This window comes from Niveibacterium umoris (assembly GCF_014197015.1).
Lineage (GTDB): Bacteria > Pseudomonadota > Gammaproteobacteria > Burkholderiales > Rhodocyclaceae > Niveibacterium > Niveibacterium umoris.
On record NZ_JACIET010000001.1, the window covers coordinates 2,284,566 to 2,309,602 of the forward strand.

Consider the following 25,037-nt stretch of genomic DNA (forward strand, 5'->3'; position numbering starts at 1 on the left):
TTGTGAGTTTTCAGGGGTTATTCATCGGGATCTCTCCCGTGCGACGGTAATGCGCGATCAGCGCCATTACCGCGGTGGAAGCCATCCGGGTGGCGACAGAGTCGGCCCGGCTGGTGAGTACGATCGGCACCTTGGCACCGAGCACGATGCCAGCACTGTCGGCGCCGGCGAGGTATTGCAACTGTTTCGCGACCATGTTGCCGGCTTCGAGGTCAGGCACGATCAGGATGTCTGCGCGCCCGGCCACCGGCGAGACGATCTTCTTGGTCTTCGCGGCCGCTTCGCTGACCGCGTTGTCGAAGGCAAGCGGACCGTCGATCACACAGCCGGTGATCTGCTTGCGGTCGGCCATCTTGCACAGCATCGCGGCGTCGATCGTCGACTGGATCTTGGGGTTGACCGTCTCCACCGCCGAGAGCACCGCCACCTTGGGCATGGTGACGCCGAGGATGTGCGCCAGTTCAACCGCGTTCTGCACGATGTCGACCTTCTCCTCCACCGTCGGGAAGATGTTGATCGCGGCGTCGGTGACCATCAGCATGCGCGGATAGGCCGGCACGTCCATCACGAACACATGGCTGACACGGCGCGAGGTGCGCAGGCCGTTGGCGCTCTTCACCACCGCACCCATCAGCTCATCGGTATGCAGGCTACCCTTCATCAGCGCCTGCACCTTGCCGTGGCGCGCCATGCCTGCCGCGTGATCGGCCGCCGCATGGCTATGCTCGCAGTCGATCAACTGATAAGGCGTCAGGTCGATGCCTTCGGCGTCGGCGACCGCGCGGATCTTTGCGGCGGGGCCAATCAGCACCGGCACGATCAAACCCTTGCGCGCCGCCTCGACCGGGCCCAGCAGCGAATCGCGATCGCAGGGATGGACCACCGCGGTCAGGACCGGGGGGATCCCCTCGCACGCGGCATACATCTTTTCGAAGGCATCGTTGCGTGGCATGTAAAACGCCGCCTGACTGGTGTCGGCAAAGCTGCCCTTGGTGCCCGGCGGCAGTACCGTCAGCGCGCCCCACAGGATGTCATCACCGTGCTGATTCACCACCCGGACGTCGAGACGGACGGTGCGGTCGGCGGCGTGCTTGTCGCGCACCCGTACCGACGCAGTCAGTGCATCGCCGTCGGTGATGAAACCATCCGCGTGCAGGTCCTGACCGATGATCCGCGTGCCCGGGCCGGGCAGTCGGCGCGTCACGACATTGGACATCAAGGCTACCGCGCAGACGCCCTGGACCGAGAGCTTCTCGTCCGTCTTGTCAGTCTCGGGGTGGAAGATCTCGGCGTCGCCGGAAAGCTGCGAGAGCATCGCGACGTTGGTCGGCGTGACCGTATGCGTGACTTCCATCGACGCGCCGACGTGCAGATCGTCGTAGGTGAGGTTTTTCAACTCATCCATGGCGTCGATTCCAGGGCAAGGGATGGCGTGAAGTCTGTCACGGTTATTGCGATGCAATATTGACAGCGATCAGCGGCACCCCCGGCGCTTCAATACACCTTGAGACCTCGGGAGCGGAACTGCTCCTTGACCCGCTCGGTCAGTTCGTTGCTGGGCGGCTGCGTGTCGGCCAGCGGGTACTTGATGTTGAGGGCCTCCCACTTCGAGCGCCCCATCTGGTGGAAGCGCAGCACATCGACGCGCTCGACGCTGCGGATGCTCGCAGTGATGTCGGCCACGCGTTCGACGTTGTCGTAATCGTCGGTCAGGCCGGGCACCAGCACGAAGCGCACCCAGGTCGGCCGGTTCAGGTCCGACAAGCGCTTGGCGTAATCGAGCGTGGGCTGCAGTGGCTGGTGGGTCGCCCGGAAGTAGGTATCCGGGTCGCCAGACTTGATGTCGAGCAGGTTCAGATCGACATCCATCAACTCTTCATCCGACAGCTTTTCGCCCAGTCGGCCGCAGGTATCGAGCGCGGTGTGCAGGCCCAGTTCCTTGCAGCGGCGCAGGATGCGTTTGGCAAAGCGGTGCTGCACCAGCGGCTCGCCGCCACTGATCGTCACGCCGCCCTTGGACAAGGTGAGCGGGCGCACGTACTTCTTGAGCTCCGCCATCAGGTCGCCGGCCGTCGTCGGCGTGCCGTGCAGCTTGTGCCAGGTATCGGGGTTGTGACAGTACTGACAACGCATCAGGCAGCCCGACAGGAAGACCACGGCGCGAATGCCGGGGCCATCTACCGCGCTGCCCATTTCGTACGAGTGGATGTAGCCGACGAGTTGCTGGTCTTCGTTTTCCGCGATGTCCTCGAGATCGGCCTCGTGGATCGCAAAATGATCCGGGCCACCCGACTGGGTGGCCCCGGACTGGACCTTCAACTCGTAGCGACTGCCGGAGAGGCGTGTCGCCACGGGAGAGCCTCCTGAATTACATGTTGCCGTGGAAGGTACGGTTGATCACGTCCATCTGCTGCTCGCGCGTCAGCTTGACGAAATTCACCGCGTAGCCGGAAACCCGGATGGTCAGTTGCGGATACTTTTCCGGGTGCTCCATCGCGTCGATCAGCATATCGCGGTTGAGCACATTCACGTTGACGTGGAAGCCTTCGCTGCCGAAGTAACCGTCAAGGCTGCCCTTGAGCTTCTCGGTGCGCTCTTCAGCGGTACCGAGTGCGCTCGGCGAGTACGACAGCGTCAGCGAGATGCCGTCGGCGGCGTCTTCGTACGGAATCTTGGCGACCGACATCATCGCGGCCAGCGCGCCGTGGGTGTCCTTCTGGTTCGACGGGTTGGCACCCGGCGCGAAGGCTTCGCCCTTCTTGCGACCGTCCGGCGTCGAGCCGGTCTTCTTGCCGTACACCACGTTGGAGGTGATCGTCAGCACCGACTGGGTGTGCATCGCGTTGCGATACGTCGGGTACTTGCGGATCTTTTCCATCATGGTCGTCACGAGGCCGGTGGCGATGTCATCCACGCGGTCGTCGTTGTTGCCGTAGCACGGGAAGTCGCCTTCGGTGACGTAGTCGACGATCAGGCCGCGCTCGTCACGCACCACCTTGACCTTGGCGAACTTGACAGCCGAGAGGCTGTCCGCCGCATGCGACAGGCCGGCGATACCACAGGCCATCGTGCGCAGGATGTCGCGGTCGTGCAGCGCCATTTCGATGGCCTCGTACGCGTACTTGTCATGCATGTAATGGATGACATTGAGCGCGTTGACGTATGTCTTCGCCAGCCAGTCCATCATGACGTCCAGCCGCGCCATCAGCGTGTCGTAGTCGAGGTAGTCGCCTTCCAGCGGCGGCAGTTCCGGGCCGATCTGCTCGCCGGAGATCTCGTCGCGGCCACCGTTGATCGCGTAAAGCATGGTCTTGGCGAGGTTCACGCGGGCACCGAAGAACTGCATCTGCTTGCCGACGCGCATGGCGGACACGCAGCAGGCGATCGCGCAGTCGTCACCCCAGCGCGGGCGCATCAGCTCGTCCGACTCGTACTGAATCGACGACGTGTCGATCGACACCTTCGCGCAGAAGCGCTTGAAGCCTTCCGGCAGTGCCGGCGTCCAGAACACGGTGAGGTTCGGCTCCGGCGCCGGCCCCAGCGTGTAGAGGGTGTTCAGCATGCGGAAGCTGGTCTTGGTGACCAGGGTGCGGCCATCTTCGGCCATGCCGCCGATCGATTCGGTCGCCCACACCGGGTCGCCCGAGAACAGCTCGTTGTATTCCGGCGTGCGCAGGAAACGGACCAGGCGCAGCTTCATCACGAAGTCGTCCATGATTTCCTGGGCGAACTGCTCGGTGATGCGACCTTCCTTCAGGTCACGCTCGAAATACACGTCGAGGAAGGTCGAAACGCGGCCCACCGACATCGCAGCACCGTTCTGCTGCTTGATCGCTGCGAGGTAGCCGAAGTAGGTCCACTGCACCGCTTGCTGCGCGGTCGCGGCCGGCCTGGAGATGTCGCAGCCGTAGTTGGCGGCCATTTCCTTGAGTTCGGCCAGCGAGCGGATCTGCTCCGAGAGTTCCTCACGGGCACGGATCACGTCTTCGGTCGAATGCACGTCGTTGAGTTCAGCCTTCTCGCGCTTCTTCGCGGCGATCAGGAAGTCCACGCCGTACAGCGCAACACGGCGGTAGTCGCCGATGATGCGGCCGCGGCCGTAGGCATCGGGCAAGCCGGTAACGATGCCGGACTTGCGGCAAGCCAGGATGCTCGGGGTGTAGGCATCGAACACGCCTGCGTTGTGGGTCTTGCGATACTTCGTGAAGATCTCCGCGATGCGCGGGTCGGCCTTGTAGCCGTAGGCCTCAAGCGAGGTCTCGACCATCCGCCAGCCGCCGTAAGGCATGATCGCGCGCTTGAGCGGCGCTTCGGTCTGCAGGCCGACAACCAGCTCCAGATCCTTGTCGATGTAGCCCGGCGCGTGGGCGGTGATACCGGACGGAATCTGAGAGACATCCAGAATGCCCTTCTCGCGCTCTTCCGCGAGCAGCGGCTGGAGCTTTGCCCACAGGGTCTTGATGCGATCAGTCGCGCCGCAGACGAAGCTGTCATCACCTTCGTACGGCGTGTAGTTACGCTGGATGAAGTCGCGCACATCGACTTCCTTCTGCCAGCGCCCTTCAACGAAGCCGCGCCAGGGTTCGCCTACAACCTGAGTGTCATTCTTGACCGCTACATCCATGATTGCCCTCCTGTGGCATTTTCAATTCGCCCCGCGCGCCATGCAGGCACGCATGCATTGCCGGGCGCCAGACCTTGCCGGATCTCGACGCTAAACCCTCGGCGTCTGACACCCGAGAGCCGGCGCCAACAGGAAGCACGCGGGCATCTGGGATCTTGCGGCGGGGGAGCCTGGAACCCTCAAATCACCCAGTAAGCCTATGCCTCTAACGGGTCCACAACAAGAAAGCCAAGTCAAAGACTTTGCTGTTTGTGTTTGCTATAATGCGAAACACCATTGCGCATTGCAAAATCAATAAAAACAATCCATGGCGCTATTAGCGCCAACGCTCCAGCGCCGTGTTCGCAGAAGTGTCCTTGGTCGCCCTGCAAACCGGAAAGAATTCACGGACGCCGCTCGCAGACTCGCTTTCGTGCGAGTAACGCCTTAAAGTTCACCCATATCCGGCCGAAACAAGGGTGATGGTGCGATCGCGCGCTTCCAGGACGCAGTCTCTCGTGACTGAACGCAACGAATCCAATCTCGGACGGCATGCTCTGTTTTTGTGCCTCGTCGCGATTGCCAGTGTTTCGGCACAGGCAGCCGGACTGGGCGAAGCCGCGTTGCGCAGCGGCTTGTCACAACCCCTTCGTGTAGAGATTCCGCTCGTCGGAGAAAGCCTCGACACGCTGGGCGCCGAATGCTTCCGCCTTCACAGCCAGTCCGGCACGACCGACGACCTGCCCTGGGTTCGCGACGCACAAACCCGGCTGGAGCAAGTCGGCAGCGCCTACCGCCTGGTCGTTACCACCCGCTACTCGATTCACGACCCGGCGATCATGCTGGGTGTCGTGGTCGGATGCGGCTCCCAAGTCCGGCGTGAATATGCGTTGCTGCTCGGCCCAGCGGTTTTGGTGGAGGCCCCCCGGGCTGCGCCCGCCGCCGAGCAGGCATCCAGCGCCGCAAGTCCGCGCGGCACGCCACGGAACGTACAAACATGGACAGCCGCACCGGGAGAATCCGCTGCGTCCATTTCGAGCGCTCTCGCGCCGCGGGATCGTGCCGCACAGCGCCGTATCACCCGCGAGATCGTGCGGGCCAACCCCGAGCTATACGCTGGCGCTACTGACCCCGCGAACGCGCGACTGGAAGCGGGCACCGAACTCAAGGTTCCGAGCACCGCAGCAGCAACGCGTGCGCAACCCGCTGCATCAGTACCGACCGCGGGGTCGCCGCCGAGCGCGCCCCGCACTGAAACACCGAAGCCCCCCGCAAAGCGCAAACCCGTCGAGCGGACCCCAGCTGCGCCGGCGCAAGACCGCCTCACGGTGACCAGCGAGGATGTAGAGGCGCCGCTGCGGGAATCGCTTGAACTCGAGGATGCACGTCGGCAGGTGGTGCAGGATGATTCGACGCGCGCACGGCTGCGGCGCGAGCAGCAACTGATCCTCGCGATCGACGACAGGATCGCGACCACGCTGGAACTCAACGAGCGGATCCGCCAGCTCGAAGCCGCGCAGCAAAAGCTGCAAGCTGAAAACGAGCGCCTTGCCGGCCTGATCGCGCGCCAGCCTTCGACACGGAGCGCGGCACTCGACGGCGCGGCCACGCCCAACATCCCCTGGAAAGCCATCGCCCTGGCGACGCTGGCAATGCTGCTCGCCATTGGCGCGTGGGTCGCGTGGCGTCGCAGACGCATTCAGGTCCTGCCGGTCGTGCCGCTCGCCAGCACCGATGAAGGGCGCTTCGCGGAAGGTGACGACGAACTCGACGTTGAGGCGGATGCGCTCACCGCTGCCGACATCTGGCCTGAGCGCGACACCCCGCCACCGCTGGGCGGCAGCGCCAAGGAAAGCCTGGACTGGAGCCCGCCAACGATTTCGCCGGGCGGTCTGGGGCCGAGTAGCCTGCTGCACATCGACGACGAAGTCGAGGAGCACGACTCTGCGGTCGAACTTGCCGAGATCATGATGTCTTTCGGCCGCGTTCAGGGTGCCGCAGAGACGCTGGCTGAATTCATCCGGGCCAACCCGAAACAGGCCGTGCGCCCCTGGATCAAACTGCTTGAGGTCTACAAGGCGGCAGCGATGCGGGTCGAATTCGACGCGCTCGCAGGGCAGCTCAACAAGACCTTCAACGTCAAGGCCGTGACATGGGATGAGTTCGACGAGGTCAAGGAGGCCAACGAATCGGTCGAACAGATGCCGCACATCATCGATCGCATCGTCGACACATGGCGCACCAGGGACTGCCAGCGCTATCTGCACACGCTGCTTCGCGACAACCGCAAGGGCACGCGTCAGGGATTCCCGCTCGGTATCGTCGACGACATTCTCTGCCTCAACGGCGTACTCGAAATCGAACTCGGTGCCTTCAAGCCGACGAGCGACGAGATCCGCGAGATGGAATCGCCAAGTTCGCGCACCGAAGAGTCCCCCCCCGTGGGCATGGCTGCACCTTCGCCCGCCACGGCGGCACCCATCACCCAAGCGCCGAATGTGGCAACCAAGGACGATGCCGCCGCCGCAGACTTCCACCTTGACGCGCCCCTGCTCCCCGAGAACTCAGCGCGCCAAGCCGCCCCCGAATTCATCCCTGAACGCACGGAATCGATGATCGAGTTCAACCTCGATGAAGACCTGCCACCCCTCAAGCCACGCGACCAGTAGATCCCGGGCTTGCGGCTAGACCACGCCGGGACGGATCACACCGGGTTGTCGATATCGATGAACTCGCAGTGCAGCCCGAACTGCGACGCCAGATGCGCGCCAAGAGCGTGCACGCCATAGCGCTCGGTTGCGTGGTGTCCGGCAGCGATGTAGGGCACGCCGCTCTCCCGCGCGAGATGGACGGTAGGCTCGGACACTTCCCCTGAAACGAACAATTCGGCTCCCGCTGCAATGGCCGCCTCGAACATGCTCTGCGCCGCTCCTGTACACCAGGCAATGCGCTGGATAGGCTCGGCACTTTCACCGACGACAAGCGGTTCGCGGCCCAGCCTCGCCGCGATCGACCGGGCAACATGCGTCAGCGTCGCCGGCGCCTCGATACGACCGATCATGCCGACATCCTGTTCGCCAAAGCGGCCTTCCGGAAGCCATCCCATGACCCGCGCCAGTTGCGCGTTGTTGCCCAGATCCGGATGCACGTCGAGGGGAAGGTGGTAGGCAAACAGGTTGAGATCGTGGGAAATCAAAGCGGCCAGCCGCTTGCGGCGCGTCGCGACAACCCGTGGGTCTTCACCGCGCCAGAAGTAACCGTGATGGACGAGCAGACCATCTGCACCTAGCCGGATTGCCGCTTCGATCAGCGACAGGCTCGCGGTGACACCGCAAACAAGCCTGCGTATCTCGGCACGTCCTTCCACCTGCAAACCGTTTGGGCAATAATCCTTGATCCGCGGGGCTCCCAGCAGGTCGTCCAGATAGCGTTGCAGTTCATCGCGATGCATGAGTTGCCCTCCTCCTCTCCGCAAACTGGCACAGACCAGATAGCGCCGCAGCACCCGGGAGGCCGCGCTAACCGTTTCGAGACCACCGATTATGCGCCGCTTGTGGCTGATCTTCTGTCAGGCAGTCACGGCTTCCCTCGCCGTGCTGTTTGTCGTCACCACACTGAAACCGGGCTGGTTCTCGCCGCGTGCACCACTTGCGCAATTCGTCCCGGTATTCGAGGCCGCCCCGCAGAGCGCCGAAAGCGTTGCACCAACGACGAACGTCCGCACTTCGTACGCACCAGCGGCGGCAAAGGCGCTGCCCTCTGTCGTGCACATCTTCACCAGCAAGGAAATCCGGCAGCCTCGCAACCCGTTTGCCGACGACCCCTTGTTCCGCCATTTCTTCGGCGACCGTAGTGGCGATTCAACCCAGCGTCGGGCCTCCGGCCTGGGATCAGGCGTCATCGCCAGCCCGTCCGGTTACATCCTGACCAATAACCATGTGGTGGAACAGGCAGACGAAATTGAAGTCGCCCTTTACGATGGCCGCAAACTCGCAGCAACCGTCGTGGGGCGCGACCCGGACACCGATCTGGCGGTACTCCGCATCAAGGCCGACAAGCTCCAGGCTGTGACGTTCAGCGTTCAGGAGTCCTTGCGTGTCGGGGACGTTGTGCTGGCCATTGGCAACCCATTCGGCGTGGGGCAGACCGTTACGATGGGCATCGTTAGCGCGCTGGGCCGCTCGCAGCTTGGTATCAGCACTTTTGAGAATTTCATCCAGACCGATGCAGCGATCAACCCGGGCAATTCGGGGGGCGCGTTGGTGGATGCGGCCGGCAATCTCGTCGGCATCAATTCCGCCATCTATTCACGCTCGGGCGGGTCGCTGGGGATAGGCTTCGCCATACCGGCCTCGCTCGCGCGCAATGTGATGGAGCAGATCATCAAGACCGGATCGGTGACGCGCGGATGGATCGGCGTAGAAGTACGCGAAATCACGGCAGAGCAAGCCTCCGCGCTCGGTCTGCCGGCCACCGAGGGCACCCTGATCACCGGCATCGTCAATGGCGGACCCGCCGATCAGGCGCAGGTTCAACCGGGCGATCTGCTGGTGGCGATCAACGGCCGCCGCATCAGTGGGGCGCAGAACATGCTGGAAACCATAGCCGGACTCGACCCCGGGGCGGAGGCGACGCTGTCACTCAAACGGGGCAGCAAGTCTCTCGAGCCCCGTGTGAAGATCGGCAAGCGCCCTCCGCCGGAGGCGGTGAGCCAGTGAGCTTCAGTCGCGCGCCTGAATGGCGTGGGTGTCGGTGGGGCGCGTGATCATGCGAGCGACCAGGATGCCGGCCTCGTAAAGCAGGCACATGGGCACCGCGAGCATGATCTGTGAAGTCACGTCAGGCGGTGTCAGAACAGCCGCGACGACGAATGCGCCGACGATCACATAGGGACGGATCTCGCGCAACTTTTCGATACTCACCAAGCCCATCTTCACGAGCACGATGACGACGATGGGCACCTCAAAGGTCAAGCCGAACGCGAGGAACATCGACATCACGAAAGCCAGGTATTGCTCGATGTCTGGCGCAACGGTCACGCTCTCAGGCTTCACCTCGGCGATGAACTTGAAGACCACGCCGAACACGAAGTAGTAGCAGAAGGCCATTCCAACCAGAAACAGCAGAGAGCTCGCGACGACCAGCGGGGCTGCGAGGCGCTTCTCATGCGCGTACAAGCCCGGGGCGATGAAGGCCCACGCCTGCCACAGCAGGTAGGGCAGCGCAATGATCAGCGCGACCATCATCGTGACCTTGATCGGCACGAAGAACGGCGTCACCACGCCGGTGGCAATCATGTGGGTGCCTGCCGGCAGCGTGCGCATCAAGGGCGCCGCGAGGATGTCGTAGATGCGCGACGAAAAAGGCATCAGACACGCAAACACGGCGACGAACGCCACCGCGGAGCGGATCAAGCGCGTACGCAACTCAATGAGGTGCGAGATGAAACTGTCTTCCGGCAAATCGGCCATGGTGCTCAGGTCTTGTGGGTCGAAGCGGGCGCGGGCGTCCCGAACAGATCTAGTTGCGTATCGTCGACCGCCGCGACCGGGGCTGCGTCGGTCGCGACCGGTGCGACCTCGCCGACCGATTCCAGCGAGGGCGGGAGTTCCGCCACGCTCGCGACCGCCGGTGACTCGACCGGAAGCACCTCGTGCGAAGACAAGGACTTGAGCTCATCCACTGCCGGCTGCATGGCTGCTTCGAACTCGCGCGCCTGCTCGCGGATGCTGCTTTGAAGTTCGCGCGCCGAGTCGGTGACCTGCGCCTGCAAGCGGCGCATTTCATCGAGTTGGATCTCGCGACTGATGTCGGCCTTGACTTCGGCCACATGCCGCTGCAGTCGCCCGAGCAGGTGCCCGGCGGTCCGCGCCACGCGGGGCAGGCGCTCGGGCCCGATCACCACCAGCGCCACCACACCGATCACCGCCAGTTCGCCGAAATTGATGTCAAACATGCGTGTGCCTTGTCAGAAATGCAAAGGGCGTCGCACCGGACGCCCCCGATCGGCCTTGCGCCCAACCGATCAGCTCTTTTCCTTCTCGCGAACTTCGGCGTCAATCGTCTGTTTCGCGATCTGCGCCTGTTCGGCATTGGCAGGCGCCTGATCAGCGCTGTCCTTCATGCCTTGCTTGAAGCCGCGAACCGCACCGCCCAGGTCTTCCCCGATGTTGCGCAGCTTCTTCGTACCGAACACCAGCAGAACGATGACCAGCACGATCAACCAGTGGGTGATGCTCATTGAACCCATGTTGCACTCCTTAATACTTGATCATGGCCGGCAGCGGCGCGCCGCCGCCAATGATGTGGGCGTGAAGATGATACACCTCCTGCCCGCCCACCCTTCCGGAGTTGATGATCGTCCTGAAGCCGTCCGTCGCACCTTGTTCGGCGGCAATTTTCCCGATCGACGCGAAAAGATGCCCCAGCAAAGCGGCATCCTCTTCTCCCACGGTCGCAAGCGATTCGATATGGCGCTTCGGAATCACCAGCACATGCACCGGGGCGATCGGCCGGATGTCCTTGAACGCCAGCATTTGCTCGTCTTCGTAGACCTTCGCTGCCGGAATCTCGCCCTTGACGATACGGCAGAAGATGCAGTCGCTCATTGCGCACCTCGCGATGCTTTCTCGTCGATACCCGAGATGCCCTCACGCCGGCGGAATTCAACCAGCACATCGTCGACCGACAAGCCGAACTGCGAGAGCAGCACCATGCTGTGGAACCACAGGTCGGTCACTTCATGAACGATGTGGCGCAAGTCACCGTCCTTCGCCGCCATGATGGTCTCGGCAGCCTCTTCCGCGACCTTCTTGCAGATAGCGTCGGTGCCCTTGGCGTAGAGGCTCGCCACATAGGAACTATCGGCTGAAGCGCCCTTGCGCTCGGCCAGCGTGCGCCCCAGGCGCTGCAGGACTTCCGGGTCGATCATGAGTAGATATCCTTGGGGTCTTTCAGAACCGGATCCACTTCCTGCCACTGGTTGCCATCGTGCAGGCGGGTAAAGAAACAGGAACGACGCCCGGTATGGCAGGCGATGCCGCCGGCCTGTTCGATGCGCAGGAGCACCACGTCGCCGTCGCAATCGAGCCGGACTTCGCGGACCTTCTGCACATGGCCCGACTCCTCACCCTTGTGCCACAGCTTGCGACGCGAGCGGCTCCAGTACACCGCCTCGCCGGATTCGACGGTGCGGGAGAGCGCCTCGCGGTTCATCCAGGCAAACATCAGAACGTCACCGGTCTCGGCATCCTGCGCGATCACGGGTACCAGCCCCTGATCGTCCCAGGTCACTTCGTTGAGCCAGCGCGTTTCAGTCACCGCAGCCTTCACAGTCGTACCTCGATGCCCCGGTCCCGCATGTACTCTTTGGCTTCACGCACCGTGTGCTGGCCGAAATGGAAGATGCTCGCCGCCAGCACCGCGTCGGCGCGGCCCTCGCTTACACCATCCGCCAGGTGCTGCAGGTTGCCGACGCCGCCGCTCGCGATGACCGGGATCGTTACCGCATCGGAGACCGCGCGGGTCAGGCCAAGATCGAACCCGTTCTTCGTGCCGTCGCGATCCATGCTGGTCAGCAGGATTTCCCCGGCGCCAAGCGATGCGACACGCTGCGCCCATTCGACGGCATCGAGCCCCGTCGGCTTGCGGCCACCGTGGGTGAAGACTTCCCACTTGCCCGGCGCGACCTGTTTGGCATCGATCGCCACCACAATGCACTGCGAACCGACCTTGCCCGACGCGTCCGCAACCAGCTGCGGGTTGCTCACCGCCGCCGTGTTCATCGACACCTTGTCAGCGCCCGCGTTGAGCAAGCGCCGCACGTCGGCCACCTCGCGCACACCGCCGCCAACGGTGAGCGGGATGAACACCTGTTCAGCCACCTGCTCGACGACATGCAGGATGATGTCGCGATCGTCCGAACTGGCAGTGATGTCGAGAAAGGTGATCTCGTCGGCGCCCTGATCGTCATAGCGGCGCGCGATCTCGACCGGGTCGCCCGCATCACGCAGCTCGACGAAGTTCACGCCCTTGACCACGCGGCCCGCGTTGACGTCGAGACAAGGAATGATGCGTTTGGCCAGCATCCGGATCAGCCTTCCGAGCGGCCGTTCAATTCGTCGGCGCGCGCTTGCGCGGCCTTGAAATCAAACTTGCCTTCATAGATCGCGCGGCCGGTTATCGCACCGATCACACCCTCATCTTCGACGGCGCACAGCGCGTCGATATCGGCAATACTGCCGATGCCGCCGCTGGCGATCACCGGAATGCGCAGCGCCTGCGCCAGCTTCACCGTGGCTTCGATATTCACGCCGCCGAGCATCCCGTCGCGACCGATATCGGTGTAGATGATCGACTCGACGCCGTAGTCCTCGAACTTCTTCGCCAGATCGATGACGTCGTGCCCGGTCAACTTCGACCATCCATCGACAGCAACCTTGCCATCCTTGGCATCGATGCCAACGATGATGTGGCCCGGAAATGCACCACAGGCATCGTGCAGGAAACCCGGGTTCTTTACGGCAGCCGTGCCGATGATGACGTAGCTGACACCGTCATCGAGGTAGCGCTCGATGGTGTCCAGATCGCGAATGCCACCACCCAGTTGAACCGGGATGTCGTCGCCGACGGCAGCGACGATCTCCTGGATCACCGCCTCGTTCTTCGGCTTGCCGGCCACCGCGCCATTGAGATCCACGAGGTGCAGGCGTCGCGCGCCTTGTGCCAGCCAATGACGAGCCATTTCCGCCGGGTCTTCGGAAAACACGGTCACATCTTCCATGTCGCCCTGCTTGAGGCGCACGCAGTGTCCGTCCTTGAGGTCGATCGCGGGAATCAGCAGCATAGTGAGGTCAACGCAGCAGTATGGGTTATCGGCGCGGAGCGAAGGCGCATCAATCGCCGCACGTCCGCAGGGAGAATCGATCTCGTCTCAGGGCATCCAGCTCACGAAATTGGCAAGCAACTGCAGCCCCGCGGCAGCGCTCTTTTCCGGGTGGAACTGGGTCGCAAAAATATTATCCCGCGCCACCGCACTGGTAAAGGCGATGCCGTAGCGGGTTTGCGCCACCGCGTCAGCCACGTCACGGGGGGCGCAGTAGTAACTGTGAACGAAGTAGAAGCGCGCATTCGGCGCAATCCCCGCAAACATCGGGTGGGGATACAAGGCTTCGACCTCGTTCCAGCCCATGTGTGGCACTTTCAGGTGGGCCCCATCCTCGGACTGCATGGTCGCCGAGAATTTCGGCACCTCACCGGCAACCAGTCCGAGTCCGGCGGTATCGCCTTCGTCGCCATGATCGAACAGCATCTGCATGCCGACGCAAATGCCGAGGAAAGGCTTGGTACGCGAAGCGCGTTCGACCGAATCGCGCAGGCCGCGCGCCAGAAATTCGCGCATACAGTCGTGCAATGCGCCCTGCCCAGGCACGACCACGCGGTCTGCGGCGTCGAGTTCAGACGCCTCGGAGGTGACCACGACGGTCGCCTCTGGCGCGACGTGTTCGAGCGCCTTCGCGACCGAACGTAGATTCCCCATACCGTAATCGACGACTGCGATCTTCATGACGCCAACCTCAGAGCGAACCCTTGGTGGAGGGCATCATGCCCACTGCGCGCGGATCCGGCGTTGTCGCCATGCGCAGGGCTCGCGCGAACGCCTTGAATATCGTCTCGCACTGGTGATGCGCATTGCGGCCACGCAGGTTGTCGATGTGCAGCGTCACCCCAGCGTGGTTCACGAAACCTTGAAAGAACTCGTGCACCAGTTGTGTATCCAGCCCGCCAATCATCGCCGCGGTGAAATCGCAGTGCAGTTCCAGCCCTGGACGACCGGAGAGATCGACCACCACGCGCGACAGCGCTTCGTCGAGCGGCACGTAGGCGTGCCCGTAGCGCGTAAGCCCTTTCTTGTCGCCCACGGCCGCCGCAAACGCCTGGCCGATCGTGATGCCCACGTCTTCCACCGTGTGGTGTCCGTCGATGTGCAGGTCGCCTTCGCACTTGACGTCCAGATCGATCAAGCCGTGGCGAGCGATCTGGTCGAGCATGTGATCAAGGAAACCAATTCCGGTAGCAAGTGAGGATTGGCCAGAGCCATCCAGATCGAGCCGCACGGTGATACGGGTCTCAAGCGTGTTGCGGGTGACTTCGACTTGCCGCATGGCGAACTGTCGGGCCGGTTGGCCCATCGGGGATTGGGATCGGAAGGGCATGATAGCATTGCCTCGTTGCGCCGCAGCAGTGTTGCGGCCCCGCCACTATCCCCGAATCCTCGACCGATCAAGATCCCGATGAGCCGCTACTGGAGCGATGTTGTCCAGGGCCTGACGCCCTATGTGCCGGGCGAGCAGCCCAAGCTTGCCAATCTGGTCAAGCTCAACACCAACGAGAACCCTTACGGCCCAAGCCCTCGCGTACTCGCGGCGATCGCCGCCGAAACCAGCGACAACCTGCGCCTCTATCCGGACCCGAACGCGGACCGGCTCAAAGCAGCCATCGCGGCCTACCACCAGATCGACGCATCGCAGGTGTTCGTCGGCAACGGTTCGGACGAAGTGCTGGCGCATGCTTTCATGGCGCTGCTCCGGCACCCGGCGCCGCTGCTCTTCCCCGATATTTCCTACAGTTTCTATCCGGTGTATTGCGGCCTGTATGGCATCGAAGCGGTGACCGTGCCGCTCGACGCCCAGTTCGGCATCTGCGTAGACGATTACATCGGGCGTGCCAACGGCGGCATCATCTTCCCCAACCCCAACGCACCGACGGGACGTTTGTTGCCCTTGGGGGACATCGAGCGTCTGCTCCAGGCCAACAGCGGCTCAGTGGTGGTGGTGGATGAGGCGTATGTCGATTTCGGCGGCGAGAGCGCGATCGGGCTGATCAATCGCTACCCGAACCTGCTGGTGGTGCAGACGCTCTCGAAGTCGCGCTCGCTGGCGGGTCTGCGGGTCGGTTTCGCGGCCGGCCACCGGGACCTGATCGAAGCGCTGGAGCGGGTCAAGAACAGCTTCAACTCCTATCCGCTGGATCGCCTGGCCATCGCCGGTGCCGTGGCGGCGTTCGAAGACGAAGCCTACTTCCGCGATTGCCGCGCGCGTGTCATTGCCTCGCGCGAAACGCTGCTGCAAGGGCTGCAGCAACTCGGGTTCGACGTACTGCCGTCGGCCGCGAACTTCGTGTTCGCCCGCCATCCGCAGCGAGATGCGGCCGAACTCGCGCGGCGACTGCGCGAACGCAGCATCATCGTGCGGCACTTCAGCCTGCCACGCATCGACCAGTTCTTGCGGATCACGGTCGGCACGGACGAGCAGTGCGCCGCGCTGACCTCCGCCCTCACGGAAATTCTGGCCGCTTAAAGAAGTCCAAGGCAGCCGAAACCTCCGCCCCCCTCGGCACGCAGCCCCGCGTGCCGCAAAACAAAAAGGCCGCCCACTCTGGACGGCCTTTCTTGCATCGGCACAAGCCTGCTCAATCCGCTTCGACGCGCAACTCTGCCGATCGGGCATGCGCTTGCAATCCCTCGCCGTGGGCCAGCACCGACGCGACCTTGCCGAGCCGCTGCGCACCCGCTTTCGACATGCGGATCACCGAACTGCGCTTCTGAAAATCGTACACGCCCAGTGGTGACGAGAAGCGCGCACTGCGCGAAGTGGGCAGCACATGGTTGGGGCCTGCACAGTAATCGCCCAGCGCCTCCACCGACCAATGGCCGACAAAGATTGCGCCAGCGTGGCGGATCTGCGGCAGCAGCGCGTCGCCGTCGTGCACCGCCAACTCAAGATGCTCGGGCGCGATGTGGTTGGCGATCCGGCACGCCTCGTCGAGGTCGCGCACCCGGATCAGGGCGCCGCGTTTCGCAAGGGAAACGCCGATGGTCGCTGCACGGGGCATCGTCGGCAGCAGCTTGTCGATGGAGGCCGCGACCGCGTCGAGGAAAGCTGCGTCCGGGCACAGCAGGATCGACTGCGCCAGCTCGTCATGTTCCGCCTGCGCGAACAGGTCCATAGCGACCCAGTCCGGCTTGCCACTGCCGTCAGAAATGATCAGCACCTCGGAGGGGCCGGCCACCATGTCGATGCCCACCGTGCCGAAAACCCGTCGCTTCGCGGCTGCGACATAGGCATTGCCCGGCCCGACGATCTTGTCGACCTGCGGAATGGTCTGTGTGCCATAGGCCAGCGCCGCCACTGCCTGCGCGCCACCGATCGTGAATACGCGATCGACGCCGGCGACGGCCGCCGCGGCCAGCACCAGCGGGTTCTTTTCTCCGCGCGGTGTTGGCACCACCATGATCAGCTCGCGCACGCCCGCCACCTTGGCAGGAATCGCATTCATCAGCACCGAACTCGGGTAGGCGGCCTTGCCTCCGGGCACGTAGAGCCCTGCGCGGTCCAGCGGGGTGACTTGCTGGCCCAGCCGCGTACCGTCGGCTTCTTCGTAGTCCCAACTCGTCAGTGGCTGGCGCTCGTGATAGCTGCGAACGCGCGCCGCGGCCTCTTCGAGTGCGGTGCGCTGTGCCACCGGCAGGCTGGCCAGGGCGGCGGCAAGCTGCGCCTTCGACAGCTCGAGTTCGGCCAAGGACTGCGCATCGACACCATCGAAACGCCGCGTGTAGGCCAGCACCGCGGCGTCGCCTTCGAGGCGCACGGCGGCGAGGATTTCACTGACAGAGCGCTCGATCACGTCGTCGGTCGCCGCTTCGAAGGCGAGCAGGCGGTTCAGGCGCGCATCGAAATCGGCGTCTGACGAAGAAAGGCGAAGGATCTCGGTCATTTCACCGCTCCCGCAAAGGCGTCGATCACCGGTTGCAGCAAGGCGTGCTTCATCTTGAGCGAGGCCTGGTTGACCACCAGCCGCGAGCTGATCGCCATGATCTCTTCGACCTCGACCAGGTTGTTGGCACGCAACGTGCCGCCGCTCGATACCAGGTCGACGATCGCATCGGCCAGCCCGACCAGCGGCGCCAGCTCCATCGAGCCGTACAGCTTGATCAGGTCGACATGCACACCCTTCTGGGCGAAGTGATCGCGCGCAGTCTGGATGTACTTGGTGGCCACCCGGATGCGCGCACCGCGCTGCACCGCCGCGTCATAATCAAACCCCCGCGGCACTGCAACGCACATGCGGCAGCGCGCGATCTTCAGGTCGAGCGGCTGATACAGCCCTGCGCCGCCGTGTTCGATCAGCACATCCTTGCCGGCAATGCCCAGATCAGCCGCACCGTACTGCACATAGGTCGGCGTATCGCTCGCCCGCACGATCACCAGCCGTACGTCCGGCCGGTTGGTGTCGATGATCAGCTTGCGCGATTTCTCCGGATCGTCGATCGGCGTGATCCCTGCCGCCGCAAGCAGGGGCAGCGTGTCTTCAAAGATGCGCCCCTTCGAGAGCGCCAGCGTGATGCCTTCGAAGGCCATGTCAGCTCACCCGCTTGACGGTTGCGCCGAGCGCACCGAGTTTGTCTTCAAGACGCTCGTAGCCGCGGTCGAGGTGATAGATCCGGTCGACCAGCGTCTCGCCCTCGGCCACCAGACCGGCGATGATCAGGCTGGCGGATGCGCGCAGGTCGGTCGCCATCACGGTGGCGCCCTGCAGGGCCTGGACGCCGGTGACAACTGCAGTATTGCCGTCGATGCGGATGTTGGCGCCGAGGCGGATCAATTCGACCGCATGCATGAAGCGGTTCTCGAAGATCGTCTCGCGAATGATCGCGGTGCCCTCGGCCACCACGTTGAGCGCCATGAACTGCGCCTGCATGTCGGTCGGGAAGGCCGGGTACGGCGCGGTGCGCAGGCTCACCGCCTTGAGGCGCGCGGGCGCCTTGAGCGTGATGGCATCGCGCTCCGAGCCGATTTCGCAACCGGCGTCCATCAGCTTGTCGACCACCGCGTCGATGTAATTCGTGCTGGTGCCGGTCAAGCGGATGTTGCCGCCGGTCACTGCTGCCGCGCACAGGTAGGTCCCGGTCTCGATCCGGTCCGGCATGATGCGGTGGGTGGCGCCGTGCAGCCTGGCGACGCCTCGGATGCGGATCACATCGGTACCGGCGCCGGAAATCTGCGCACCCATCGAGACGAGGCAGTTCGCGAGATCGACCACTTCCGGCTCGCGCGCGGCGTTTTCGATCACGGTTTCGCCGTCGGCCAGACACGCGGCCATCATCAGGTTCTCGGTGCCGGTCACGGTCACCATGTCGGTGAACAAACGCGCACCGCGCAGCTTGCCCACCTTGGCGTCGATGTAACCATGCTCGACATGCACCTCGGCGCCCATCGCCTGAAGGCCCTTGATGTGCTGGTCGACCGGCCGCGCACCAATCGCGCAACCACCCGGCAGCGACACTTTTGCGTGGCCGACACGCGCCATCAACGGGCCAAGGACGAGCACGGCGGCACGCATGGTCTTGACCAGCTCATACGGCGCAAGCGGGTTGTCGAGACCCTTGGCATCAAGCGTAACCGTGTTGCCGTCGCGCTCGACCTTCACGCCCATCTGGGTGAGCAGCTTGAGCATCGTGCCGATGTCGTTGAGGCGCGGCACGTTCGTCAGCACCAGCGGTTCGTCCGTCAGCAGCGCCGCACACAGAATCGGCAGCGCAGCGTTCTTGGCGCCGGAAATGGCGACCTCGCCCGAGAGCGGGCGACCACCGGAGATCAGCAGTTTGTCCATGTTATTCGCCGAGCTCCTTGCGGAACGCGGCCCATTGTTCGGGGGTGTAGGTGGTCAGCTGCAGGGCGTGGATCTCGTTGCCCATCAGGCTGCCAAGGGTGGCATACACGGCCTGATGCTGGCGCACCCGCGGCTTGCCGGCAAACTCGGCACTGACGACGATGCCGGTGAAGTGCACACCGTCGTCGCCCTGGATCTGGATGAAATCACAGGGCAAGCCCTGGGCGACCAGACGTTCAATCTCTTCAGCTTGAAACATGACTCTCTTTGCCTGGAACAGGGCGGCGCCGACTGCGAGGCTCAGCCACGCAGCTTGTACCCAGACGCCAGCAAGCGCAGCGTCAGGGCGGAAAGCACCGCCAGAAATACCGAAACAATTGACAGGCTGACCCAGGGCGAGACATCCGACACCCCGAAGAAGCCATAGCGGAATCCGTCGATCATGTAGAAAAACGGATTGAAATGCGAGACCCCGTACCAGAACGAGGGCAAGGAGTGCACCGAGTAGAACACGCCGGCCAGCATCGTCAGCGGCATGATCAGGAAGTTCTGGAAGGCAGCGAGCTGGTCGAACTTCTCGGCCCAGATCCCCGCAATGACACCAAGCGAGCCGAGGATGCCGCCGCCGGCGACGGTAAAGGCCAGCATCCACAGCGGCGCCTTGGGCGCCACAAATACGAAGGCCAGCGACGCCAGCCACACCCCGAAGCCCACTGCGACGCCGCGCAAGATCGACGCCAGCACGTAGGCGGCATAGAACTCGCGGTACGAGATCGGCGGCAGCAGCACGAAAACGATGTTGCCGGTGATCTTGCTCTGGATCAGCGATGAGCTGCTGTTGGCGAACGCGTTCTGCAGCACAGCCATCATCACCAGGCCCGGCACCAGAAAGGCGGTGTATTCGATGGCGCCGTAAACGGTGACATGCGGATCCAGCACATGCGCGAAGATCATCAGGTACAGCACCGTCGACAGAACGGGCGCACCGATGGTCTGGAAGCTGACCTTCCAGAAACGCAGCAATTCCTTGTACAACAGTGCGCGGAAGCCCGAGAGATTCGCAGGATTCATCCGGCCCTCCGCATCACGTCGACAAACACCTTCTCAAGATCCGGCTGACCGACTTCGAACTCGGCGATCACCGCGTTCGCGTCGCGCAAGGCGCGCAGGCGATCGACCAGCGTGACGTAATCGTCCGATGAATACACCCACCAGTCGCCGTCGCGTTCCGGCGCCGCGCCAGGCAACCCGGCCGGCAATTCGCCGGCGAGCTTGACGCGCAGGGTGTGGCCCTCGACCGCTCGCAGCAGATTCGCGGTGTCGTCCAGCGCGACGATACGGCCGGACTTGAGCATCGCGATGCGGTTGCAAAGCGTCTGCGCTTCTTCAAGGTAGTGCGTGGTCAGCACGATCGTATGGCCGGCCTGATTGAGCTTGCGCACGAAGGCCCACAGACCTTGCCGCAACTCCACATCCACGCCCGCTGTCGGCTCGTCGAGCACGATGACCGGCGGCCGATGCACCAGGGCCTGCGCCACCAGCACGCGACGTTTCATGCCGCCCGACAACTGGCGCATGTTGGCGTCGGCCTTCTTGGTGAGGTCGAGGTTTTCCAGCAACTCGTCGATCCAGTCGTCGTTGCGGCGCAGACCGAAATAACCGGACTGCAAACGCAGCACTTCGCGCACCGAGAAAAACGGGTCGAAGACGAGTTCCTGCGGCACCACGCCCACCATGCGGCGCGCCGCGCGGTAGTCGCTGACAACATCGTGCCCCAACACCGAAATCGTCCCTGCTGTGAGCCGGACCAAACCGGCAAGCGCAGAAATCAGCGTCGTCTTGCCGGCACCGTTCGGGCCAAGCAATGCGAAGAAGGCACCCTGCTCGATGTCGAGGTCGACGCCGCCAAGTGCGCACAGATCTCCGTAACGCTTGACGGCGCCGCGAACAGAGATTGCCGCACTCATTGGCGCGGCGCCCCGAGCGGCAGCAGGTCACTCAGGTCATACAGGGCAGCGAGCGACTGCAACTGCGCCGGAACAGCCTCGATCTGCAGGCTGCGTCCTCCGGCCTTCGCCGCGCGCATCCAGGCGAGCACTACCGCGAGCGCCGCCGAATCGACCGATGTCACGCCGGAAAGATCGATCACCCGTCCAGCGCTGCATTCGACTTCGCCGCACAAGCGACGGCCTGCATCCAGCAGTGCAGCGGCCGTCTCCATCGTGATCGGCCCTTCAACCAGCAAGCGCTCGCCCTGCTCGCGGATCATTTCTTCGCTGCCGTCTCGCCCGTCGACGAGTTCTGGGCGTTCTTGCCGCGCAGCGACTTCACCAGGCCATCGATGCCGTTGGCCTTGATCTCTTCGCCGAAGGAGTCGCGGTAGTTGGTGATCAGGCTCACGCCGGCGACGGCGACGTCGAACACCTTCCAGTCCTCGCCCTTCTTGTACAGCGTGTAATCCACCGAATCCGGCTGCGCGCCGGGTTTCTTGACGTCGGAGCGGACGATCACCTCTGTGTCATCCGCCTTCAGCTTCACCGGCTTGACGGTGATCTGCGCATCCTTGAAACGAACGATCGCGTTCGCATAACTGCGCACCAGCAGCGTACGGAACTCGGCGGCGAGGTCACTGCGCTGCGCCGGAGTGGCGTTCCGCCACTCGCGCCCAACGGCGAGTGCGGTCATGCGCGTGAAGTCGAAGTGCGGCAGCACCTTGGCGTCGATGAGTTCAAGCACCTTGCGCATGTCGCCGGACTGGATCGCTTTGTCCTGACGCACGATGTTCTGCACGTCGGTCGCCACTTCGCGGATCAGTTCGTCGGGCGCCTGTGCCGCGCGCGCCACCAGCGGAGCGCCAACCAGCACGAACGCCATCACGCCCGCCATCAATTGGCCGAAAGTCCTGCGGTTGATCGTCATTTCTTGCCCTTCTCGGCCGCGCCCGGCGCGGCATCGTTGGTCTCGTCCCAGACGTCGTCTTCGTCTTTCGGTCGCGGCGGATTGCCGTCGTACACCAGACTCTGCCGCCGTTGCAGGAAGAAGTTGCGGATGAACACATACTTGTCGAGCGCGGCCTCGTCGAGCGCTTTCTCGGCATCGAGCAGGTTGGCCCGATCATTGACGAATTCAAGTCCGGTCAGCGAATTGCGCACCGCAACGCTTTCAATCACCAGATGGCGCCCGGCCGTCGCGTAATCGACTGGCAGCGCGAACGTATCCCGCACGGTGCTCGGGCCAAACAGCGGCAGCACCAGATAGGGGCCGGACGGCACGCCCCACCAGCCAAGCGTCTGGCCGAAGTCTTCGTTATGGCGTTCGAGGCCCATCTCGCTGGCTACGTCGATTACGCCGAGTATGCCGAACGTCGAGTTGATGGCGATACGCCCGACATCGGACGCCGCCTGCCCGACCTTGCCCTGAAACAGGTTGTTCAAGGCGTTCGGAATGTCGCGGAAGTTGTTGATGAAATTGCCGAACCCGACTCTCGCCGGCATCGGAACGATCGCCACATAACCCTTCGCAAGGGGCTTGAGCACGATCTTGTCGAGACCGTCGTTGAAGGAATACATCGCGCGGTTGAACGGCTCGGCCGGATCCGCCGTCTGCGCCGCAGCGGGCAGCGCCGCAGCGCCGAGGAGCAAGGACAGCCAGAGCAGGCACGCACGCATCAGTTGCTTCCTTTCGATCCCTCCGACGCCTTGTCGAAAAGGAAACGGCCGATCATGTCCTCCAGCACCATGGCGGACTGCGTCTTGGTGATGGTGTCGCCGGACTTCAGATTCTGCTCGTCGCCGCCGGGCTTGAGCGCCACGTATTGCTCGCCGAGCAAGCCCGCGGTGTTGATGGTGGCAAAGGTGTCGCGCGAAAACGCGTAGCGGCTGTCCACGTTGAAGGTCACCGTCGCCTGAAAGTGCTCGGTGTCATAGCGGATATCCGTCACGCGACCGACCAGCACGCCGGAGGCCTTCACCGGCGCCCGCACCTTGAGCCCGCCAATGTTGTCGAATCGAGCATGCACCTGATACGGGCGCTCGATCTTCTCGCCGCCGAGGTTGCCGACCTTGAGCGACAGGAATAGCAGCGAGACGATGCCGATCACCACAAACACGCCGACCCCGAGGTCGAGCTTGGAACGATTCATGAGAGCTCCCGAAACATGAACGAGGTCAGCACGAAGTCCAGCGCAAGAATCGCAAGCGCAGAACTGACCACGGTGCGGGTGATTGCGCGCGAGATGCCCTCGGCAGTAGGCACACAATCCCAACCCTCGAACACCGCGATCAGGGACACGGCCACCCCGAAAACAAAACTCTTGATGACACCATTGACGATGTCGTAGCGAAAATCCACCGCCGCCTGCATTTGCGACCAGAACGAGCCGCCGTCGACGCCGATCAGCACTACGCCGATCAACCAGCCGCCGAACACGCCCATCGCGGAAAACAGCGCTGCCAGCAGCGGCATGGCGAAAACCCCACCCCAGAAACGCGGCGCCACGACGCGGGCCACCGGGTTCACCGCCATCATGTCCATCGCCTTGAGCTGCTCGGTAGTCTTCATCAGGCCGATTTCCGCGGTGACCGCTGTGCCGGCACGACTTGCAAACAATAGACCCGCAACCACTGGCCCGAGTTCGCGCACCAGAGACAGCGCGACGAGCGTCCCCAGCGCGTCACTCGACCCGAAGCGCTGCAAGGTCTCGAAGCCCTGGAGCCCTAGCACCAAACCCACAAACAGGCCCGACACCGTGATGATCAGCAGCGACAGCACGCCGCTCATGTAGATCTCGCGCATCGTGAGGCTGCGGAAACGGCGGAAACTCTGGCCGGAGTAAATCAGCACGCCGAAGAAGAAACGCGCGGCAAAGCCCAGCCGCCAGACCGAATTGATGGCCCAGGCGCCGAGGCGCGCCACCGAGTCGCGCACGACTTTCATGCCGACACCCCGCGCAGCAGGGCACCCGCATAGTCGCCCGCCGGGTAGTGGAAGCGCACCGGCCCATCGGCTTCGGAATAGACGAACTGATGCACGTACGGATCCTTGGATGCGCGGATCTCGTCGGGCGTGCCCTGCGCCACCACCCTGCCCTCGCCAATGAAATACACGTAATCGACGATGGCCAGCGACTCGACGACATCGTGCGTCACCAGAATCGACGCCGCGCCCAGCGCATCGTTGAGGCGCCGGATCAACTGCCCGATCACGCCAAGCGAGATCGGATCGAGCCCGGCGAAGGGCTCGTCGTACATCATCAGCATCGGATCGAGCGCGGTCGCCCGCGCCAGCGCCACGCGGCGCGCCATGCCCCCGGAAAGCTCGCTCGGCCGCAGGCGCGCGGCCCCGCGCAGCCCCACCGCGTGCAGCTTCATCAGCACCAGGTCGCGGATCAGCTCTTCCGGCAGTTCGGTGTGCTCGCGCATCGGGAAAGCGACGTTGTCGAACACCGACAGGTCGGTGAACAGCGCGCCGAACTGGAACAGCATGCCCATCCGGCGGCGCAGTGCGTAAAGCCCTTCGCGCGGCAATTCGGCGACGTTCTGCCCGGCAACCAAGACTTGACCGGCCTGGGCGCGAAGTTGGCCGCCAATCAGCGACAGCAAGGTGGTCTTGCCGGAACCGGAGCCCCCCATGATCGCGACGACCTTGCCGCGCGGCACCACCAGGTCGACACCCCGCAAGACCTGACGGCCTTCATAGGAAAAGGAAACGTTGCGGACTTCGACCAGTGCGTCGGACACGGCGACCAAGGAATAGGCGAAAGGTC

29 protein-coding genes are annotated in these 25,037 nt (G+C 63.6%); 3 read left to right on the forward strand and 26 right to left on the reverse strand.

Features of this window, described 5'->3' with window-relative positions:
- Window positions 1–10: 10 nt before the first annotated feature.
- The 3 genes from GGR36_RS10305 to pflB all read right to left on the reverse strand — a co-directional run bounded on the left by GGR36_RS10305 (window position 11) and on the right by pflB (window position 4,624).
- Window positions 11–1,405 carry a bifunctional enoyl-CoA hydratase/phosphate acetyltransferase gene (locus GGR36_RS10305; protein ID WP_183634503.1) on the reverse strand — a complete coding sequence of 465 codons (1,395 nt, stop codon included), beginning with the start codon at window positions 1,403–1,405 and terminating at the stop codon, window positions 11–13.
- 89 nt (window positions 1,406–1,494) lie between these two features.
- A complete protein-coding gene (pflA, locus tag GGR36_RS10310) occupies window positions 1,495–2,352 on the reverse strand; it encodes a pyruvate formate-lyase-activating protein (RefSeq protein ID WP_183634504.1) in 858 nt (285 codons plus the stop codon).
- 16 nt (window positions 2,353–2,368) lie between these two features.
- Window positions 2,369–4,624 (reverse strand): formate C-acetyltransferase, encoded by a 2,256-nt coding sequence (pflB, locus tag GGR36_RS10315; protein ID WP_183634505.1) that lies wholly within the window; start codon window positions 4,622–4,624, stop codon window positions 2,369–2,371.
- 497 nt (window positions 4,625–5,121) lie between these two features.
- On the opposite strand from pflB, the gene GGR36_RS10320 reads away from it, so the two are divergent.
- Window positions 5,122–7,272, forward strand: coding sequence for a type IV pilus assembly protein FimV (locus GGR36_RS10320; protein ID WP_183634506.1), 2,151 nt, complete (start codon window positions 5,122–5,124; stop codon window positions 7,270–7,272).
- A 35-nt stretch (window positions 7,273–7,307) separates the two neighbouring features.
- On the opposite strand, the gene GGR36_RS10325 is transcribed toward GGR36_RS10320, so the two are convergent.
- Entirely contained in the window at window positions 7,308–8,054 is a 747-nt protein-coding gene (locus GGR36_RS10325; protein WP_183634974.1) for a Nif3-like dinuclear metal center hexameric protein, read from the reverse strand.
- 91 nt (window positions 8,055–8,145) lie between these two features.
- On the opposite strand from GGR36_RS10325, the gene GGR36_RS10330 reads away from it, so the two are divergent.
- Window positions 8,146–9,321: a trypsin-like peptidase domain-containing protein gene (locus tag GGR36_RS10330; protein WP_183634507.1), complete on the forward strand. Its 1,176-nt coding sequence runs from the start codon at window positions 8,146–8,148 to the stop codon at window positions 9,319–9,321.
- Window positions 9,322–9,324: 3 nt separating this feature from the next.
- Here the strand turns inward: GGR36_RS10330 and tatC are convergent, their stop codons facing one another.
- The 10 genes from tatC to hisB form a co-directional block, all read right to left on the reverse strand.
- Complete coding sequence (gene tatC / locus GGR36_RS10335; RefSeq protein WP_183634508.1) at window positions 9,325–10,074, reverse strand: twin-arginine translocase subunit TatC; 750 nt, start codon at window positions 10,072–10,074, stop codon at window positions 9,325–9,327.
- Window positions 10,075–10,079: 5 nt separating this feature from the next.
- Window positions 10,080–10,559, reverse strand: a complete 480-nt coding sequence (gene tatB, locus GGR36_RS10340; protein ID WP_183634509.1) for a Sec-independent protein translocase protein TatB — start codon at window positions 10,557–10,559, stop codon at window positions 10,080–10,082.
- A gap of 69 nt (window positions 10,560–10,628) precedes the next feature.
- On the reverse strand, window positions 10,629–10,853 hold the full coding sequence (tatA, locus tag GGR36_RS10345; RefSeq protein WP_183634510.1) for a Sec-independent protein translocase subunit TatA: 225 nt from the start codon (window positions 10,851–10,853) through the stop codon (window positions 10,629–10,631).
- 10 nt (window positions 10,854–10,863) lie between these two features.
- On the reverse strand, window positions 10,864–11,211 hold the full coding sequence (locus tag GGR36_RS10350) for a histidine triad nucleotide-binding protein (RefSeq protein ID WP_183634511.1): 348 nt from the start codon (window positions 11,209–11,211) through the stop codon (window positions 10,864–10,866).
- On the reverse strand, window positions 11,208–11,534 hold the full coding sequence (locus GGR36_RS10355) for a phosphoribosyl-ATP diphosphatase (protein ID WP_183634512.1): 327 nt from the start codon (window positions 11,532–11,534) through the stop codon (window positions 11,208–11,210). Before GGR36_RS10355 ends, GGR36_RS10350 begins: the two co-directional genes overlap by 4 nt.
- The gene (gene hisI / locus GGR36_RS10360; RefSeq protein WP_183634513.1) at window positions 11,531–11,923 is read right to left on the reverse strand and encodes a phosphoribosyl-AMP cyclohydrolase; all 393 of its coding nucleotides are present in this window, start codon (window positions 11,921–11,923) and stop codon (window positions 11,531–11,533) included. The genes GGR36_RS10355 and hisI overlap by 4 nt, the downstream gene beginning before the upstream one ends.
- A gap of 8 nt (window positions 11,924–11,931) precedes the next feature.
- On the reverse strand, window positions 11,932–12,690 hold the full coding sequence (hisF, locus tag GGR36_RS10365; RefSeq protein ID WP_183634514.1) for an imidazole glycerol phosphate synthase subunit HisF: 759 nt from the start codon (window positions 12,688–12,690) through the stop codon (window positions 11,932–11,934).
- A gap of 5 nt (window positions 12,691–12,695) precedes the next feature.
- Window positions 12,696–13,448: a 1-(5-phosphoribosyl)-5-[(5-phosphoribosylamino)methylideneamino]imidazole-4-carboxamide isomerase gene (hisA, locus tag GGR36_RS10370; protein ID WP_183634515.1), complete on the reverse strand. Its 753-nt coding sequence runs from the start codon at window positions 13,446–13,448 to the stop codon at window positions 12,696–12,698.
- Between the two features lie 87 nt (window positions 13,449–13,535).
- Complete coding sequence (gene hisH / locus GGR36_RS10375; RefSeq protein WP_183634516.1) at window positions 13,536–14,168, reverse strand: imidazole glycerol phosphate synthase subunit HisH; 633 nt, start codon at window positions 14,166–14,168, stop codon at window positions 13,536–13,538.
- Between the two features lie 10 nt (window positions 14,169–14,178).
- On the reverse strand, window positions 14,179–14,766 hold the full coding sequence (gene hisB / locus GGR36_RS10380) for an imidazoleglycerol-phosphate dehydratase HisB (RefSeq protein ID WP_183634517.1): 588 nt from the start codon (window positions 14,764–14,766) through the stop codon (window positions 14,179–14,181).
- Between the two features lie 129 nt (window positions 14,767–14,895).
- Here hisB and hisC point away from each other — a divergent pair, with 129 nt between their 5' ends.
- Window positions 14,896–15,960: a histidinol-phosphate transaminase gene (hisC, locus tag GGR36_RS10385; protein ID WP_183634518.1), complete on the forward strand. Its 1,065-nt coding sequence runs from the start codon at window positions 14,896–14,898 to the stop codon at window positions 15,958–15,960.
- A 112-nt stretch (window positions 15,961–16,072) separates the two neighbouring features.
- Here hisC and hisD read toward each other — a convergent pair whose 3' ends face one another.
- The 12 genes from hisD to GGR36_RS10445 are packed head-to-tail and all read right to left on the reverse strand — an operon-like array spanning window position 16,073 to window position 25,020.
- Window positions 16,073–17,377, reverse strand: a complete 1,305-nt coding sequence (gene hisD, locus GGR36_RS10390; RefSeq protein WP_183634519.1) for a histidinol dehydrogenase — start codon at window positions 17,375–17,377, stop codon at window positions 16,073–16,075.
- Window positions 17,374–18,021, reverse strand: coding sequence for an ATP phosphoribosyltransferase (gene hisG, locus GGR36_RS10395; protein WP_183634520.1), 648 nt, complete (start codon window positions 18,019–18,021; stop codon window positions 17,374–17,376). Before hisG ends, hisD begins: the two co-directional genes overlap by 4 nt.
- Before the next feature lies 1 nt (window position 18,022).
- Window positions 18,023–19,273 (reverse strand): UDP-N-acetylglucosamine 1-carboxyvinyltransferase, encoded by a 1,251-nt coding sequence (murA, locus tag GGR36_RS10400; protein WP_183634521.1) that lies wholly within the window; start codon window positions 19,271–19,273, stop codon window positions 18,023–18,025.
- A 1-nt stretch (window position 19,274) separates the two neighbouring features.
- A complete protein-coding gene (locus GGR36_RS10405) occupies window positions 19,275–19,532 on the reverse strand; it encodes a BolA family protein (RefSeq protein ID WP_183634522.1) in 258 nt (85 codons plus the stop codon).
- Window positions 19,533–19,573: 41 nt separating this feature from the next.
- Complete coding sequence (locus tag GGR36_RS10410; protein WP_183634523.1) at window positions 19,574–20,344, reverse strand: ABC transporter permease; 771 nt, start codon at window positions 20,342–20,344, stop codon at window positions 19,574–19,576.
- A complete protein-coding gene (locus tag GGR36_RS10415; RefSeq protein ID WP_183634524.1) occupies window positions 20,341–21,240 on the reverse strand; it encodes an ABC transporter ATP-binding protein in 900 nt (299 codons plus the stop codon). The genes GGR36_RS10410 and GGR36_RS10415 overlap by 4 nt, the downstream gene beginning before the upstream one ends.
- On the reverse strand, window positions 21,237–21,542 hold the full coding sequence (locus tag GGR36_RS10420; protein ID WP_183634525.1) for an STAS domain-containing protein: 306 nt from the start codon (window positions 21,540–21,542) through the stop codon (window positions 21,237–21,239). The genes GGR36_RS10415 and GGR36_RS10420 overlap by 4 nt, the downstream gene beginning before the upstream one ends.
- Window positions 21,539–22,192 carry an MlaC/ttg2D family ABC transporter substrate-binding protein gene (locus tag GGR36_RS10425; RefSeq protein WP_242533059.1) on the reverse strand — a complete coding sequence of 218 codons (654 nt, stop codon included), beginning with the start codon at window positions 22,190–22,192 and terminating at the stop codon, window positions 21,539–21,541. The genes GGR36_RS10420 and GGR36_RS10425 overlap by 4 nt, the downstream gene beginning before the upstream one ends.
- On the reverse strand, window positions 22,189–22,941 hold the full coding sequence (locus GGR36_RS10430) for an MlaA family lipoprotein (protein WP_183634526.1): 753 nt from the start codon (window positions 22,939–22,941) through the stop codon (window positions 22,189–22,191). The genes GGR36_RS10425 and GGR36_RS10430 overlap by 4 nt, the downstream gene beginning before the upstream one ends.
- On the reverse strand, window positions 22,941–23,414 hold the full coding sequence (gene mlaD, locus GGR36_RS10435; RefSeq protein ID WP_183634527.1) for an outer membrane lipid asymmetry maintenance protein MlaD: 474 nt from the start codon (window positions 23,412–23,414) through the stop codon (window positions 22,941–22,943). The genes GGR36_RS10430 and mlaD overlap by 1 nt, the downstream gene beginning before the upstream one ends.
- A complete protein-coding gene (gene mlaE, locus GGR36_RS10440) occupies window positions 23,411–24,208 on the reverse strand; it encodes a lipid asymmetry maintenance ABC transporter permease subunit MlaE (protein WP_183634528.1) in 798 nt (265 codons plus the stop codon). Before mlaE ends, mlaD begins: the two co-directional genes overlap by 4 nt.
- The gene (locus tag GGR36_RS10445) at window positions 24,205–25,020 is read right to left on the reverse strand and encodes an ABC transporter ATP-binding protein (RefSeq protein WP_183634529.1); all 816 of its coding nucleotides are present in this window, start codon (window positions 25,018–25,020) and stop codon (window positions 24,205–24,207) included. The genes mlaE and GGR36_RS10445 overlap by 4 nt, the downstream gene beginning before the upstream one ends.
- Between the last annotated feature and the right edge of the window lie 17 nt (window positions 25,021–25,037).

Bases quoted from the DNA above. Each gene is read 5' to 3' on its own strand.
- mlaD (WP_183634527.1), bottom strand. From the start codon at position 23,414: ATGAATCGTTCCAAGCTCGACCTCGGGGTCGGCGTGTTTGTGGTGATC.
- mlaE (WP_183634528.1), bottom strand. From the start codon at position 24,208: ATGAAAGTCGTGCGCGACTCGGTGGCGCGCCTCGGCGCCTGGGCCATC.
- murA (WP_183634521.1), bottom strand. From the start codon at position 19,273: ATGGACAAACTGCTGATCTCCGGTGGTCGCCCGCTCTCGGGCGAGGTC.
- hisF (WP_183634514.1), bottom strand. From the start codon at position 12,690: ATGCTGGCCAAACGCATCATTCCTTGTCTCGACGTCAACGCGGGCCGC.
- hisH (WP_183634516.1), bottom strand. From the start codon at position 14,168: ATGAAGATCGCAGTCGTCGATTACGGTATGGGGAATCTACGTTCGGTC.
- hisC (WP_183634518.1), top strand. From the start codon at position 14,896: ATGAGCCGCTACTGGAGCGATGTTGTCCAGGGCCTGACGCCCTATGTG.
- hisD (WP_183634519.1), bottom strand. From the start codon at position 17,377: ATGACCGAGATCCTTCGCCTTTCTTCGTCAGACGCCGATTTCGATGCG.
- GGR36_RS10355 (WP_183634512.1), bottom strand. From the start codon at position 11,534: ATGATCGACCCGGAAGTCCTGCAGCGCCTGGGGCGCACGCTGGCCGAG.
- pflB (WP_183634505.1), bottom strand. From the start codon at position 4,624: ATGGATGTAGCGGTCAAGAATGACACTCAGGTTGTAGGCGAACCCTGG.
- hisB (WP_183634517.1), bottom strand. From the start codon at position 14,766: ATGCGGCAAGTCGAAGTCACCCGCAACACGCTTGAGACCCGTATCACC.
- GGR36_RS10420 (WP_183634525.1), bottom strand. From the start codon at position 21,542: ATGATCCGCGAGCAGGGCGAGCGCTTGCTGGTTGAAGGGCCGATCACG.
- GGR36_RS10425 (WP_242533059.1), bottom strand. From the start codon at position 22,192: ATGACGATCAACCGCAGGACTTTCGGCCAATTGATGGCGGGCGTGATG.
- GGR36_RS10330 (WP_183634507.1), top strand. From the start codon at position 8,146: ATGCGCCGCTTGTGGCTGATCTTCTGTCAGGCAGTCACGGCTTCCCTC.
- GGR36_RS10405 (WP_183634522.1), bottom strand. From the start codon at position 19,532: ATGTTTCAAGCTGAAGAGATTGAACGTCTGGTCGCCCAGGGCTTGCCC.
- tatC (WP_183634508.1), bottom strand. From the start codon at position 10,074: ATGGCCGATTTGCCGGAAGACAGTTTCATCTCGCACCTCATTGAGTTG.
- tatA (WP_183634510.1), bottom strand. From the start codon at position 10,853: ATGGGTTCAATGAGCATCACCCACTGGTTGATCGTGCTGGTCATCGTT.
- GGR36_RS10415 (WP_183634524.1), bottom strand. From the start codon at position 21,240: ATGAGTGCGGCAATCTCTGTTCGCGGCGCCGTCAAGCGTTACGGAGAT.
- hisA (WP_183634515.1), bottom strand. From the start codon at position 13,448: ATGCTGCTGATTCCCGCGATCGACCTCAAGGACGGACACTGCGTGCGC.
- tatB (WP_183634509.1), bottom strand. From the start codon at position 10,559: ATGTTTGACATCAATTTCGGCGAACTGGCGGTGATCGGTGTGGTGGCG.
- GGR36_RS10430 (WP_183634526.1), bottom strand. From the start codon at position 22,941: ATGCGTGCGTGCCTGCTCTGGCTGTCCTTGCTCCTCGGCGCTGCGGCG.
- GGR36_RS10305 (WP_183634503.1), bottom strand. From the start codon at position 1,405: ATGGATGAGTTGAAAAACCTCACCTACGACGATCTGCACGTCGGCGCG.
- GGR36_RS10350 (WP_183634511.1), bottom strand. From the start codon at position 11,211: ATGAGCGACTGCATCTTCTGCCGTATCGTCAAGGGCGAGATTCCGGCA.
- GGR36_RS10325 (WP_183634974.1), bottom strand. From the start codon at position 8,054: ATGCATCGCGATGAACTGCAACGCTATCTGGACGACCTGCTGGGAGCC.
- hisG (WP_183634520.1), bottom strand. From the start codon at position 18,021: ATGGCCTTCGAAGGCATCACGCTGGCGCTCTCGAAGGGGCGCATCTTT.
- GGR36_RS10410 (WP_183634523.1), bottom strand. From the start codon at position 20,344: ATGAATCCTGCGAATCTCTCGGGCTTCCGCGCACTGTTGTACAAGGAA.